At 42.5% G+C, this 13,755-nt stretch carries 12 protein-coding genes and 1 pseudogene; 7 read left to right on the forward strand and 6 right to left on the reverse strand.

Features of this window, described 5'->3' with window-relative positions:
• The first annotated feature begins 68 nt into the window (after positions 1-68).
• A complete protein-coding gene (locus SAE01_RS19000; RefSeq protein WP_147205384.1) occupies positions 69-815 on the forward strand; it encodes a PPK2 family polyphosphate kinase in 747 nt (248 codons plus the stop codon).
• A 12-nt stretch (positions 816-827) separates the two neighbouring features.
• On the opposite strand, the gene SAE01_RS19005 is transcribed toward SAE01_RS19000, so the two are convergent.
• Positions 828-1,808, reverse strand: a complete 981-nt coding sequence (locus SAE01_RS19005; RefSeq protein WP_147205385.1) for an ion channel — start codon at positions 1,806-1,808, stop codon at positions 828-830.
• 254 nt (positions 1,809-2,062) lie between these two features.
• On the opposite strand from SAE01_RS19005, the gene SAE01_RS19010 reads away from it, so the two are divergent.
• Positions 2,063-3,202 (forward strand): glycoside hydrolase family 5 protein, encoded by a 1,140-nt coding sequence (locus tag SAE01_RS19010; RefSeq protein ID WP_147205386.1) that lies wholly within the window; start codon positions 2,063-2,065, stop codon positions 3,200-3,202.
• A gap of 191 nt (positions 3,203-3,393) precedes the next feature.
• Complete coding sequence (gene msrA, locus SAE01_RS19015) at positions 3,394-4,053, forward strand: peptide-methionine (S)-S-oxide reductase MsrA (protein WP_147205387.1); 660 nt, start codon at positions 3,394-3,396, stop codon at positions 4,051-4,053.
• A 10-nt stretch (positions 4,054-4,063) separates the two neighbouring features.
• Here msrA and SAE01_RS19020 read toward each other — a convergent pair.
• Positions 4,064-4,609: pseudogene (locus SAE01_RS19020) on the reverse strand (ankyrin repeat domain-containing protein); the annotation flags it as partial.
• Positions 4,610-4,674: 65 nt separating this feature from the next.
• Here SAE01_RS19020 and SAE01_RS19025 point away from each other — a divergent pair.
• Positions 4,675-5,688, forward strand: coding sequence for an isoaspartyl peptidase/L-asparaginase family protein (locus SAE01_RS19025; RefSeq protein ID WP_147205389.1), 1,014 nt, complete (start codon positions 4,675-4,677; stop codon positions 5,686-5,688).
• Positions 5,689-5,892: 204 nt separating this feature from the next.
• On the opposite strand, the gene odhB is transcribed toward SAE01_RS19025, so the two are convergent.
• The 3 genes from odhB to SAE01_RS19040 form a co-directional block, all read right to left on the reverse strand.
• The gene (gene odhB, locus SAE01_RS19030) at positions 5,893-7,467 is read right to left on the reverse strand and encodes a 2-oxoglutarate dehydrogenase complex dihydrolipoyllysine-residue succinyltransferase (protein ID WP_147205390.1); all 1,575 of its coding nucleotides are present in this window, start codon (positions 7,465-7,467) and stop codon (positions 5,893-5,895) included.
• Positions 7,468-7,668: 201 nt separating this feature from the next.
• Positions 7,669-8,964: an NAD(P)/FAD-dependent oxidoreductase gene (locus SAE01_RS19035; RefSeq protein ID WP_147205391.1), complete on the reverse strand. Its 1,296-nt coding sequence runs from the start codon at positions 8,962-8,964 to the stop codon at positions 7,669-7,671.
• A gap of 58 nt (positions 8,965-9,022) precedes the next feature.
• Entirely contained in the window at positions 9,023-9,241 is a 219-nt protein-coding gene (locus SAE01_RS19040) for a hypothetical protein (RefSeq protein WP_147205392.1), read from the reverse strand.
• A 74-nt stretch (positions 9,242-9,315) separates the two neighbouring features.
• Here SAE01_RS19040 and SAE01_RS19045 point away from each other — a divergent pair, with 74 nt between their 5' ends.
• Positions 9,316-9,552 carry a hypothetical protein gene (locus tag SAE01_RS19045; protein WP_147205393.1) on the forward strand — a complete coding sequence of 79 codons (237 nt, stop codon included), beginning with the start codon at positions 9,316-9,318 and terminating at the stop codon, positions 9,550-9,552.
• Positions 9,553-9,590: 38 nt separating this feature from the next.
• Positions 9,591-9,977 carry an iron chaperone gene (locus SAE01_RS19050; protein ID WP_147205394.1) on the forward strand — a complete coding sequence of 129 codons (387 nt, stop codon included), beginning with the start codon at positions 9,591-9,593 and terminating at the stop codon, positions 9,975-9,977.
• Between the two features lie 159 nt (positions 9,978-10,136).
• Here SAE01_RS19050 and SAE01_RS19055 read toward each other — a convergent pair whose 3' ends face one another.
• Positions 10,137-12,128: an FAD-dependent oxidoreductase gene (locus tag SAE01_RS19055; RefSeq protein ID WP_147205395.1), complete on the reverse strand. Its 1,992-nt coding sequence runs from the start codon at positions 12,126-12,128 to the stop codon at positions 10,137-10,139.
• A 237-nt stretch (positions 12,129-12,365) separates the two neighbouring features.
• Between SAE01_RS19055 and SAE01_RS19060 the strand changes: the two genes are divergently transcribed.
• Positions 12,366-13,709 carry a Gfo/Idh/MocA family protein gene (locus SAE01_RS19060; protein ID WP_147205396.1) on the forward strand — a complete coding sequence of 448 codons (1,344 nt, stop codon included), beginning with the start codon at positions 12,366-12,368 and terminating at the stop codon, positions 13,707-13,709.
• The last annotated feature ends 46 nt before the right edge of the window (positions 13,710-13,755 follow it).

Raw genomic sequence — 13,755 nt, forward strand, 5'->3', positions numbered from 1 at the left:
AAACCGGTGTTGATCAAATTATAAAATTGTAAGTTCAATAAATATTTTTAAAGATTTAAAACCAGCGCATGCAGCAAGACCTTTCTAAAATTTCGACACGGGCACCAAAAGACATGGAAAAAACCGAAACAAAAGAAAAGCTTGTTTCGATACTTGAGGAACTCGATGAGTTACAAAACCTGTTGTTTGCCGAAGGAAAACATTCATTGCTGGTAGTTATACAGGGCATGGATGCAAGTGGAAAAGATGGAGCTATAAAGAATGTTTTCGGCACGCTAAATCCCCAGGGGGTATCTGTTACCTCTTTTAAAACGCCAACCCCGGAGGAAATCGGCCACGATTTTCTTTGGAGAATACATAAGCACGCTCCTTTAAAAGGCACTATCCAGGTTTTTAATCGTTCACACTATGAAGACGTTCTCATCACCCGTGTACATAAATGGATTGATGATGAAACGGCATTTAAAAGAATGAAAGCCATCAACAATTTTGAGAAGCTTCTCCTTCAGCACAATCAAACGCATGTTCTGAAGTTTTACCTGCATGTATCGAAAGAAGAACAGGAAGAACGTTTAAATGAGCGGATCTCGGATGTAACAAAACAATGGAAGTATAATGAAAATGATTTCAAAGAGGCTAAGCTTTGGGATGATTATATGAAAGCCTACGAAGACTGTTTCGAGCAATGCAACGAGGTGCCCTGGACAATCGTTCCGGCTGATCAAAACTGGTTCAAAGAATACACAATTGCTTCTGCCGTAAGGGATACTTTGAAGGATTTGAATATGAAATATCCAGGAATGAAAAAAGAGTGAGCCAGCGCGAAATTATGAAATGCCGGGAATGGCCGGTAGTTCTACTGCTTCCATTTCGTTCAACTTATCCAACTCTAACACGGTTGTTTTCCCGTCTGGCGATTCGTGGTACATGGGCTTAAACTTCGCGCCCCAAATAACTTCTTTATAAGTATAGGAGGTGCGTTGCATAACCATGTTAGAAAAAATATGATCGAAGCCAGTTACCTGCACGTACAGCTCCAGGTCTGACCGGTGCATGTCTTCTTCATTAAAATTTAGCAGCGGACTTTCTTCGTCTATAGGATGAACAACAGTCCAGTTCATATTCAACGTGTCAATACGCGAGCGTTCTAAATTCAACTGGTAAAATTTAAACTGTTGTTTATCGTCTTCCATTTCCATAAAAGCAATGTTTACTACCACCCGCGCATCCGTGAGGTGGTGATTTATCTTGTAAGGAACCATTCTAAACATAAGACCAAGTCCACCTTTATAAGGACCGATTAATGCGTTTTCGCTGAAAGCGAGATAAGCTTTCGGCCTCGTAAATCTTCCATACAGAAGTCCTGTCACAAGGGCAAACGACAGCCATCCTGCAAGAGACTCGATTGCTGACACCACATGGGCAAACTCGCCAATGGGATTGATTCGTCCGTAGCCGACGGTAGTAAATGTTTCGGTACTAAAGAAGAAAGTTTCTTTTATTTTACCCCATTCTGTGCTGGTTATATATCCTTGCAATTCGTCTAGACCAGCCAAAACATAAAGGCTGGTAAACAAAGTATTGATAGCAATAAAAAAGGCGAGGATAATGCCCAGGAATGCAAGAGCCGACAGATCCATCAGGTACGAATAAATGCTCAGGCGTTTTAAAAGCGAAAGGCCGTCTTTTCTAAGATTGAATGATCCGTCTTTGTTTACAAAACGTCCTCCCAAACGATTTGCCTCTACGCCAAACCCTGTATCAGGGTTAGATTTTGAAAACGGGTTAACTTTTGGTACGATTGCCATAGATCAGGAAAACTAAACAGAAAAGAACAATTTTAGATAATTTTTGCCCGGTGGGAAAAAGTTTTTCAAGCAGACGACGATGATGCTTTGAAACTTTTTTTAGCTCTTTTTTTAAAACAGCTAATTATTTGTTCAAACCGTATTGGTCTTTTGTCCTGACATTTAGGGTAATTTGTAAAACTGATAAATGACTTTAGGAGTGATTAGCAACAGCACAAACACTTTTAAGATTTAATTGAAAATAAAATATACAAGTGGACAGAAGAATATTTATAAAGAATACCAGCCTTGCAACAGCGGCCTTAGCCTTACCTAAAATTGACCCGTTAAGGTCAGCAAATCTTGCAAAAAATAATCTTCCAAAATGGAAGGGATTCAACCTGCTTGATTTCTTTTCGCCCAATCCAAAACCTGTGTCAAAGCCAACAACAGAAGATCATTTTCGTTGGATGCGGGACTGGGGTTTTGATTTTGTAAGGATACCAATTGCTTATCCCTATTATCTCTCTATCGACAGAACTAAAAATATTACTTCAGAAGATGTGTATAAGATAAATCCTGAAGCGGTAGATAGGATAGATAGTTTGGTTTCAATGGCCCATAAGTACAATATGCATGTTAGTCTCAATTTACATCGAGCTCCAGGCTATTGCGTGAATGCTGGCTTTAATGAGCCGTACAATTTATGGAAGGATAACGAAGCGCAGAAAGCATTCAACTTTCACTGGGCAATGTGGGCTAAGCGCTATAAAAATGTTTCTTCAAAAAAGATAAGCTTCGATTTGCTGAACGAACCCAGCATGCGGGAAGACATGAACGACCAGTTATCAAAAAGAAGTGCTGTTCCGGGGGAGATTTACCGGAAAGTTGCTAAGGCAGCAGCAGAGGCTATTCGCAAGGAAAATCCTCGCCATCTTGTTATTGCCGACGGCAATAATGTTGGTAGCACAGTTATTCCTGAAATCATTGATTTAAACATTGCACAAAGTTGTCGCGGTTATAATCCCGGAATTATTTCTCACTACAAGGCACCATGGGCGAACAAGGACCCGGATCATTTACCTGAACCAAAATGGCCGGGACAAGTAGGCAACCAGTACCTCAGCCGGGCGATGCTCGAGGAGTATTATAAGCCTTGGATTGAGTTGACCAAAAAGGGCGTCGGTGTTCACTGCGGCGAGTGCGGTGCCTGGAACAAAACTCCACACGATGTTTTCATTGCATGGTTTTCAGATGTGCTTAGTATCCTTTCCGCAAACAATATTGGTTTTGCCCTATGGAATTTCGTTGGTGACTTTGGCGTCATAGACTCTGGTCGCGCAGATGTTGCTTACGAAGATTGGCAAGGTCATAAACTCGATAGAAAATTATTGAACCTGCTGATGAAGCAATAACGATTTTTTGCTGCAAAAAGATCAATAGTAAGTAGCCGCCCAGTGAAATAAAAGTACAAGTGTGCGACGCAAGAATGCTTAATAGAATGACTACGGGGGGTCACGAAAAGGTCTCTGCAGATTTGGTTATGTCTATCACTTCATTAACAACTATAACAAAACCATTTTCGTAAATTTATTAAAAGCATTTTATGAAGAAGATACAAGGTTCTTTGTTTGTTCTGTTGATAATCGTTACACTTACTTCCTGTGCACAAAAGCCGAAGAAGGTTGCAGAACGAAAATTGTCGGCCAAAGAACTTTCTAAATATAGCCAGGCAACATTTGCAGCCGGTTGTTTCTGGCATGAAGAAGCTTTGTTTGAAAGTATTAAGGGCGTGAAAGAGGCTGTAGCGGGATATGCCGGTGGAACCATTAACAACCCGACTTATGAACGAAGCGGAGAAGGCAACAACGCACATGCAGAAACGGTAAATGTATATTACGACCCTGCCGTTGTTTCGTATGCGGACTTATTAAAAATCTACTTTTACGGCCAGGATCCTACCCAGGTTAATGGGCAGGGTCCGGATGAAGGGCCTCATTACAGGTCTATTCTTTTTTATAGAAATGACAACGAAAAGAAGATGGCTGAAGATTATATTTCTTCCATGAAAAAGTCAGGTCAATACAAAGCTCCCATTGCTGTGCAGTTAATGCCTTTTACAAAATTTTGGGTTGCTGAAGATTACCACCAGGATTATATTGACAAACATCCCTACGGTGGGTATGTGATGGGATTTAGTATTCCCGAAGTGAAGAAAGTGCAGAAGCAATTTCCTGCTATGATTAAACCTGAGCGAGTTTTCTAGCCTTCCGAAATTATTGTTGCTGATTTGCAAATTGCTCTATCAAATCATACATCGGCCAGTTCTCTTGTAACCGTGCGTGATCCAATGGTGTCTTGCCCCTGGAATCTTGTAGGGTTAGGTCTGCACCTTTTTTAAGCAATATTTCCGCAATTTGTAAATGCCCGAAAGTAGCTGCAAAAGTGAGGGCTGTTGCGCCGTTCGAATTCCGCTCATTTACGTCTGCACCTGCATCAACCAATTTTTGTGCAAGCTCTGTATAGCCTTTAAAACATACTCCCATTAAAGCTGTATTTCCTGCTGCATCCTGCCCGCTTGTTTTTGCTCCTTTCTTCAAAAGAAAATCAACTACGTCAAGCGAATTGTTATACACAGCAAGTATCAGCGGTGTAAAACCTTTCGTGTCTACGGCATGAATAGCTTCCGGATTTTCTTCGTAAATCCTTTCCACTAAATCAAGGTCATTTCTGCGACAGGCATCAAATATTTGGGTAGTATCTACAGACATTAAGCGTTGTTTGTGGGTGAAAAATTGGAAGGCAAAGATAAAGTGTTGGACAGCTTTTAACTGCTTATATTTATTTTTGAGGGCAGTGGCTTAGCTGTACAACTAAATTTGTTTCAATGATTAAAAGAAGGGATTTTCTCCAGTTATCTACTTTCGGAATCACGAGTCTTATTAGTCCGAAAACGTTTCATACTTCACAGAAAGGCAATAAGCCGATTGTTATTTCCACGTGGAAAGAAGGTATTAATGCCAATAAAGCTGCGTGGCAAATATTGAGCAATAAGGGCAAAGCATTAGATGCGGTAGAGGCAGGCGTGATGGTAACTGAAAATTCAATCAATTGCTGTGTTGGACTTGGTGCAAATCCGGATAGGGATGGGATTGTAACATTGGATGCTTCTATAATGGACGAAAATGGAAATGCCGGATGCGTTGCAGCTCTTGAGCGAATTAAGCATCCTATCTCTGTCGCCCGGAGAGTGATGGAAAAAACGCCGCACGTGATGTTGGTAGGAGAGGGTGCGCAAAAATTTGCCGTAAGCGAAGGCTTTCCTCTGGAAGATCAGAAACTTTCAGCCGACGCAGAAAAAGCCTACAGCACGTGGTTGAAGACTGCCAACTACAAACCTGTTATTAATATTGAAAATAGGGGCCATGGACCTTTTGCCCCCGTTAATCTTCCCGATGGAAGCCTCAATCATGATACGATCGGCATGGTTGCGCTCGATGCTTTTGGTAATCTAAGTGGCAGCTGCACCACAAGTGGAATGGGTTTTAAAATGAGGGGAAGGGTAGGCGATTCTCCCATCATTGGCGCCGGGCTTTTTGTAGACAACGAAGTAGGGGCTGCCACTGCTACCGGCGTGGGCGAAGAGGTTATAAAGATCTGCGGAACTCATCTCGTGGTTGAGTTGATGAGGCAAGGGCTATCGCCAGCCGAGGCCTGTAAAAAAGCTGTTGAACGAATTGTAAAAAAGGATTCCAAAAAAGCAAAAGATAACCAGGTCGGTTTTATAGCCATTAACAAGGCGGGTGAGCATGGTGCCTATTGTCTCCAAAAAGGTTTCAACTATGCCGTCTGTTATGCCAACGATCACAATCAACTTATTGATAGTGCTAGCTGGTTTTGATGGTAATTTTTGTAGCAGACCTCAAAACTTTTTCAGCATTGTTGTGTCACTCACTTTTACTATAAACCTTTATTTGGCTTTTATTCCAAAATCAGATAAGCTGTTCTTTTAAACAAACTGTAGAAGCTAGATGTACTTTCTGAATAAGTACAAGCAATAAAAAAGCTACCATCGGTAGCTTTAAAACTTTTAGTAGCAGTTTTATTATAATTCCAATAAAGTCTTTACCGGGTCTTTTCCGAACAATAACAGTTCTGGTGTTTCAAGTAGTTCTTTCACTCTTACCAGGAAGCTAACGCTTTCACGTCCGTCAATAATGCGATGATCATAGCTTAACGCCAGGTACATCATTGGCTTAATAACTACCTGCCCGTTTATAGCCATTGGCCTTTCCTGTATTTTATGCATACCCAAAATTGCACTTTGCGGAATATTGATAATAGGTGTAGAAAGCAATGAACCAAACACACCGCCATTAGTTATTGTAAACGTTCCGCCTTGCATTTCGTCCATCGAAAGCTTGTTATCTCTCGCTTTACCTGCAAGCCTAACCACTTCCTTTTCTATCTCAGCCATGCTCAGACTTTCTGCGTTCCTTATTACCGGAACCACCAGACCTTTAGGTGCAGAAACAGCAATTGAAATATCGCAGAAATCATGGTACACTAAAGAATCGCCATCAATATAGGCGTTAACAGAAGGCCACTCTTGCAACGCAAAACAAACGGCCTTGGTAAAGAAACTCATGAAGCCAAGGTTCACACCCTGCTTCTCTTTGAACTTGTCTTTATATTGAGTACGAAGGGCCATGATACGGCTCATATCTACTTCATTGAAAGTAGTGAGCATCGCAGTGGTATTCTTAGCTTCAACGAGACGACGGCTAACTGTTTTACGCAGGTTGCTCATTTTCTCTCTTCGCTCGTTGCGGCTGAAGAGCTCTTGTCCGGCAACAGCTTTCTTGCCTGGATTTGCAAGCGCTTGCAATACATCATTTTTCATAATTCTTCCACCCGAACCTGAAGGCGTAATGGAAGAAGCTTCCACCTTTTTATCGGCAATAATAGCCGCCGCAACAGGTGAAGCCTTAATATCATTAGGAATGGAAGTGACCGGTGCTTGTGCAGCAGCGGGTTGGGCAGGAGCTGCCGGTTTTGCTTCAGGCTTCGCTTCTGCCGGAGCCGAACCTACAGCTACATCGCTATCTATTGATGCAATTATGTCTCCTATTTTTAAAGTATCTCCTTCTTTTGCTTTTTGCGTCAGCTTGCCCGCTTCTTCAGCATTCAATTCGAAAGTCGCTTTCTCACTTTCCAGTTCTGCAATCACCTCATCGCGTCTTACAAGTTCGCCTTCTTTTTTCACCCATTTAATTAAAGTAACTTCTGTGATTGACTCGCCAACTGTTGGAATTTTTACGTCTATCACTCCTTTCCCTGCCGCACTTGCCTGCGGTGCTACCGGTGCTGCCGCTTGTTGAGGTGCTGCCTGTACCTCGGCAACAGGAGCGGGTTGAGAAGGTGAAGGTGTTCCTCCTTGTTTTTGAGCAGTTTCATCTATTTGCGCCAATATATCTCCTATATTAATTGTGTCTCCCTCTGCTGCTTTTGTTTGTAAGACCCCTGCCTTTTCAGCATTTACTTCAAAAGTTGCTTTTTCACTTTCAAGTTCTGCAATCACTTCATCTCTTTCAACATATTCCCCGTCTTTCTTCAACCATTTTATCAGTGTAACTTCTGTAATAGACTCGCCTACTGTTGGAACTTTTATGTCAATCATACCTTCTTTTTAAGTTTTGCAAATTTCGGGGAAAATAAGTTGTTTCAGGAAGTAAATTTATAGAAGAACAATTCGAAAAAATAAGTATAGATGAGAAAAACAGCGAAAGTAAAAAGGCAAAAATAAAAAGGCAAAATACAAGCATAACCGCTGTAGAGATCATAGGACGAGCGTCAAGCTCTTTTCAATAAAATTCCCTGGCTACTTTGCAGCTGTGTTTTCAGTCATTGACTCACGGCTAAAGGGTCTTACAATAATTCGGGTGGGACCATTGTAAGAAAAGTACCTGCCCAACCACCGGATAAAAACAGTGATTTTGTTTTGAATACCGACCAGCGAGAACACATGAACGAAACACCAAAGCAGCCATGCAAAAAAACCCGCGAATTTGAACTTACCCAAATCCGCGACTGCTTTATTTCGGCCTATCGTTGCCATTGAGCCCATGTCTTTATACTTGAAGGGCGAAGTTTCTTTACCCTCAATTATGGCCACCAAATTTTTTGCAAGCTGCTTACCTTGTTGCAGTGCAACCTGCGCGACTCCCGGATAACCATTGGGAGTGTCGGCACTTGTGACAGCGGCAACATCGCCGATGGCAAAAATGTTAGTGTATCCTTTAACCTTGTTTATTTCATCGGCTTGTATGCGCCTTCCTTTTACAATATTTTCCTCGCTAATGCCTTCGGGGAATTGGCCTACAACTCCTGCGGCCCAAAGTACATTCCGAGTGCGCAACTCCCGACCGTCATCGATAGTTAGCAACTCTCCATCAAAGCTTTGTACGTGAACATCGTTATAGATAATCACGCCCATATCCTGCAAATATTTTTGTGCTTTAGACGAAGCTTTTTCAGACATTACTCCTAACACTTTCGGTTTGCCTTCGACAACAAAAACCCGCATTTCGCAGTCATCCAGCTTTGGGTAATCTTTCTCCAAAATGTGGGTTCGAAATTCTGCTAGTGCACCTGCAAGTTCTACCCCGGTTGGACCTCCGCCCACGATTACAAACGTCATCAATTCCTCTTTTTCCCCAGGATCCTTTTCACTTAAGGCCGCTTCGAAACTTTGCAAAATCATGCTTCTAATGTTCAAAGCTTCAGGGACTGATTTCATGCCCATGGCAAAATGCTCCAGCTGCTTGTTGCCAAAAAAGTTTGTATCTGCTCCTGTAGCAAGTACGAGATAGTCATAGGCAATTTCACCTATAGCTGTCTCTACCGTATTCTTTTCAGGATTTATTTTAGATACCTCTGCTAGCGAAAACGAAAAGTTCTTCTGGTTCTGGAAAATTCTTCTCAGAGGAAATGTGATTGTTTCTGCGTCTAGTGCCCCGGTGGCAACCTGGTATAATAGAGGTTGAAATGTATGGTAGTTGTGACGGTCGAGCATGATGACTTCTACCGGCTGATCTTTAAGATGCTTGGCCAATTCCAGTCCGCCAAATCCTCCGCCTACAATTACTATTCGGGGCCTTACAGTGTTTGTTGTCATTAATAGTATGATAATAAAACAGTTACTAAAAAAACTGAACCAGACTGAAGCGGTAAAATTACTCTTTTGACTTCTCCAACATTTCAAGCAATGGCTTTAGCTTCCTTATCTCCTTTCTATGCGTTTCAAAAATCCGCCACCCGGTATCGTTCAATTCTATATCATTCGTGTCCATATTCCACTTGCCGAAAGAATGACTTGTATTGAGGTCCTCGTTTCTGCTAAACCTCATGCTGACCGGTTCGCCGTCTTCGGCTATAAAGATGATCGTTACCATTAATAAAATTTGTCAAAATTTCGTTCGTGCCCGCTGGCGCAAAAGTTGCAAAAGTAGTTTTAAATAGAAAAGTTATGCTACCAAATAACGACAGTAACAATCCAAAGTTCAGCCAGGAGGAAGAAACAAATTCGGCGGATATAATAGAAACGAATGATAAGGCGGAAGGAGAAGTTGAAGACACAGATCCACCTTTAGACGAAGAAGATTTGGAAGAAACAGGTCTGACTGTTGAGGAAGCTGACCAGATTGTATGGGAGCCACCCAAAACAGGTTCTTCAGGATCTGAGGAAAAAGACATCACTGACTAAGAGCGCTGAGGTACTAAGCATTCCACAAATTAAAACTTATGAAGGCTGCTCCGAAAGTAAATGATGTTGATACCTATATCGCAAGTTTTCCTGGGGAAACCAGGAAATTGCTGGAACAGGTAAGAGCGACCATCAAACAAGCTGCACCCGAGGCAGAAGAAGTTATCAGCTATCAAATTCCTGCATACAAGTTTCATGGTATGCTGGTCTACTTTGCAGCTTACGAAAAACATATTGGTTTTTATCCAACACCTTCCGGAATTGCTGCCTTTAAAGAAGAACTAGCTGTTTTTAAAAGTGCAAAAGGCTCGGTTCAATTTCCACTGGATAAACCTCTGCCCCTTGATCTAATAACGGAAATTGTAACCTTTAGAGTCAGAGAAAATGCAGAAAGAGCAGAGATAAAGGCGTTGAAGAAAAAATAGAGAATTTGTTAGCTTACTAAAAATGTCACCCAAAACATCCAAAGCTTACAGGTGCATTGCGGCGATCCTTCTATGGACACAGCAATAATCACAAGATGGTAAATGTTGAAAGGAGTTCAACTCTTAAACGGAGCGTCGCAAGTAAAGATGCCTAATGATTTATTGTTGGTCACCCCGTACTAATAAAATTGCATCCGCCAGCACAACTCCTTCCTTACCCTTATTGGTGATTTTTACGAATGGCTTTTTATCCTTTGAGAAGTTGAAAGTACCAAGAGGAATCCACTGACCGGAAGTCTGGCCTGTGATAGCCACGGAAGCATTTGTAATCTGAATCTCGTTTACCTTCTGCCCATCAAAAACCTGGAAGTTGGTCTGCGGAGCATTTTTATCAGACTTAGCATAGTAAGTATACACGGTGTATTTTCCGCTTTTAGAAATTTGAGGCATAAATTGTACGAAGCCTGCAGCTGTATCTGAAGCATTGGTAGTAAAGCGTGAAGGCCCGAAACTACCCGCTTTTTCCTTTTTCCAATTGCCGCTAACAATAACACCGTTATCGTCGTTGTCAACTAACATTTCGGGGCCGTTTCCGTCGAGCAAAGGATTTTGCTTGAGCAACTGCTGCACCTTTTTTACATCAACTTCCTGAACAGTTTTCTTTGTATCAATCGCAAGCGCAGCGGCGACTGAAGCAGATTGTCCCAACGCCATAAAGACAGGTTCCATCCGGATGGAGCCGTAAGCGATATGGGTAGCGGACAAACAAACGGGTACGAGCAGGTTTTTACATTCTTCAGCCTTTGGCGTTAAAGAACGATAAGCAATCGGGTAGGGGCCAAAGCCGCCGACCTGCACATCGCCTTCATTTTTAACCATACCATTTACCACCACCCGTTGGCAGTTGTGCGAGTCCATGGTGTAGGCGGCCATACCAATTCCATCGGGCACAACTTCTTCGCCCTGGCAATTATGTTGAGTCATTACATAGGCTCCGATCATTCGCCTTGCTTCGCGCACATACATTTGTGGAGTGAAATGATTGTTGTCAGGATATTCATCTTTCGGGTAACCCCATTGCAACATTTCATTTCTTAAGTGCTGTGGTACCCGTTCGTCGTGACCTAAAAAGTATAACAGCTCTTTTATGTAGTCTGCATTGTTTTGGGCTATTTTTCTTCTTGTCTCATAACTGCCATCGGGGTATTCATAGTTAACTCCGATCATGTCGGTTGAAAAGGGGCCGTTGTTGTTGATGTCCGTTTTTCCGTTAGGCATCAGGTCAATTTTCAACACGCGATCATTTAAGTTAACAGGTTTCTTTTTTGCCAGGTACCGCAGGAGCAATTCGAACTTTGAAGGATCGTAGTTCGCAGGTTCGGTAATCGGAATCATATTTTCCTTTCTGTTGGTTAGGCAAATACGGAAGTTATAGGTTTGAACCTTTTTATCACCTGTTCCCACTGGCGCTAAAGTTTCAGAACTGATGCCCCAAAGCAAACCACTCGCAGGATCACCGGGTGTTTTGTAGGGATCGACACCGTCAGGAAACTGGTGCGTTTCCCTCATTTGTACTCCGTTGTAAGTTTCCTTATAATCCGAGTTAGCTTCTCTGCCTACCGCATATGAAACGCCTGCCTTTGCCATAAGGTCTCCTTCATAAGAACAATCAATAAACATTTTAGCAGCAATGGTTTTATTGGTGGCAGATGAAGGTTGAGCTGAATTTTCAACGATGATAGTTTCGATGATTCCGTTGCCTTTTTTAGCAGACACAATACGATGATCATACAAAACGGTAGTGTTAGACCTTTTAATGTAGTCTAGCAAAATAGCTTCGGCAACATGTGGCTCGAAAATCCACTGCTCGAACTTCCCATAGTGCTTCCCAATCCTTCTATAGAAGTCGAGAGACAAACCAGAGATGGCGTATTTGTTCCCTATGTCAGTAAATCCTAAACCACCTGTTGTTAGTCCGCCCACGTGTTTGGTAGGTTCAATTAGTAAGACTGTCTTGCCCATCATTTTTGCGGTATAAGCAGCTATGACACCCGCAGCGGTACCACCATAAATGCAGATGTCATAAGTATTTTTTTGCCCCATCGAACTAAGGGAGAAAAGCATGAAAAAACAGAACAGGTATTTAAACATGATGACTATTGTTATTTATGTGAGAGGAAGTTTTGCACCGGCTAACCTAGCGTAATTTATAGAATTTTAGTAAGAGCAGGATGTTCAGCAAGGATGGTAATAAAGGCGTCAGAAATTATTCAGCATTTGCAAACACCCAAAATATTATATTTGATACAGGCCCTGCATTATGTGTTTTTTCAGTATTTGCCAGAAAAAAGAGCAAAGCTTGGTCGAGCAAATTTAAAAAGATCGTTTATGAATAATTCGCGAAGAGATTTTATTAAGAACACAGCCAAAGGCACTGCCGCTGTTTCTTTCGGAGCTATTCTTCCCGGCTTTGGTGCAAAAAGCTACGCTAACATTATTGGCGCTAATGATCGTATTACCGTCGCTAGTATGGGTGTCAACAGTCGCGGTCTTGCCGTAGGAAGCAACTTTGCGAGGCAAAAAAACTGCGAGGTCATGTATTGCTGCGATGTAGACACAAGAGCAGCGGTGAAATTTATTGACGCAGTAGAGAAAATTCAAAATAAACGACCGACAGCTGCGCCCGATTTTAGGAAGGCTCTCGAAGATAAAAATCTCGATGTTTTAATCGTCACTGCGCCTGATCACTGGCATGCTCCCGCAGCCATTTTAGGTTGCCAGGCAGGGAAACATGTCTACCTCGAAAAGCCCTGTAGCCACAACCCCAACGAGGGTGAAATGGTGGTGAAGGCAGCAAAAAAATACAATCGGGTTTTGCAAATGGGTAACCAAAGGCGCTCTTGGCCCAAGGTTGCCGCCGGTATAGCTGAGTTGCAAGCAGGCGTAATCGGCCGGCCTTATTTTGCTAAAACCTGGTACACCAACAACCGCGCATCGATCGGTATAGGTAAGGAGGTCGACGTTCCTTCCTGGCTCAATTATGACTTGTGGCAAGGTCCTGCCCCACGCAAACCTTACCGCGATAACCTAATTCATTACAACTGGCACTGGTTCTGGAGCTGGGGCACCGGCGAGGCGTTAAACAACGGAACGCATATGGTTGATCTTGCTCGTTGGGGTTTGGGTGTTGACTTCCCGGTTCGTGTGAGTTCTGCCGGCGGTCGATATCGTTACAAAGATGATTGGCAAACACCCGATACACAGGTCATCAATCTCGAGTTTGACAACAATACAGCCATCAGTTGGGAGGGTCGCAGTTGCAACGGAAAGTCTGTAGAGGGCAATAGCGTAGGAGTTATTTTCTATGGCGAAACAGGTTCTCTTTTAATCGAAAGTGGGAACTCTTATAAAATTTATGATCTCAACAATAAGCTGGTGAAGGACGTCAAAAATGACTTTCCCGTAGATGCTCAAAACTTATCGGACCCTTCACAGCAGCTGGACGCATTGCACATTCAAAACTTTTTCGACGGTATCAGAAAAGGAACCAAAGTGGTTTCAGATATTGAGAGCGGGCACAAAAGCACGTTGCTTGTACAACTAGGTAACATTGCGCTTCGTTCAGGTCACACCTTAAATATTGATCCTACAAACGGTCACATTTTAAACGACAAAGAAGCGTTGAAATACTGGAGCCGGGAATACCAGCCTGGCTGGGAGCCAAAGGTGTAGTGATGATACAATCGATGAAAATGAGGGTGTTTTTTGAACCGGACAA

Source organism: Segetibacter aerophilus, from assembly GCF_007991655.1.
Classification (GTDB): domain Bacteria; phylum Bacteroidota; class Bacteroidia; order Chitinophagales; family Chitinophagaceae; genus Segetibacter; species Segetibacter aerophilus.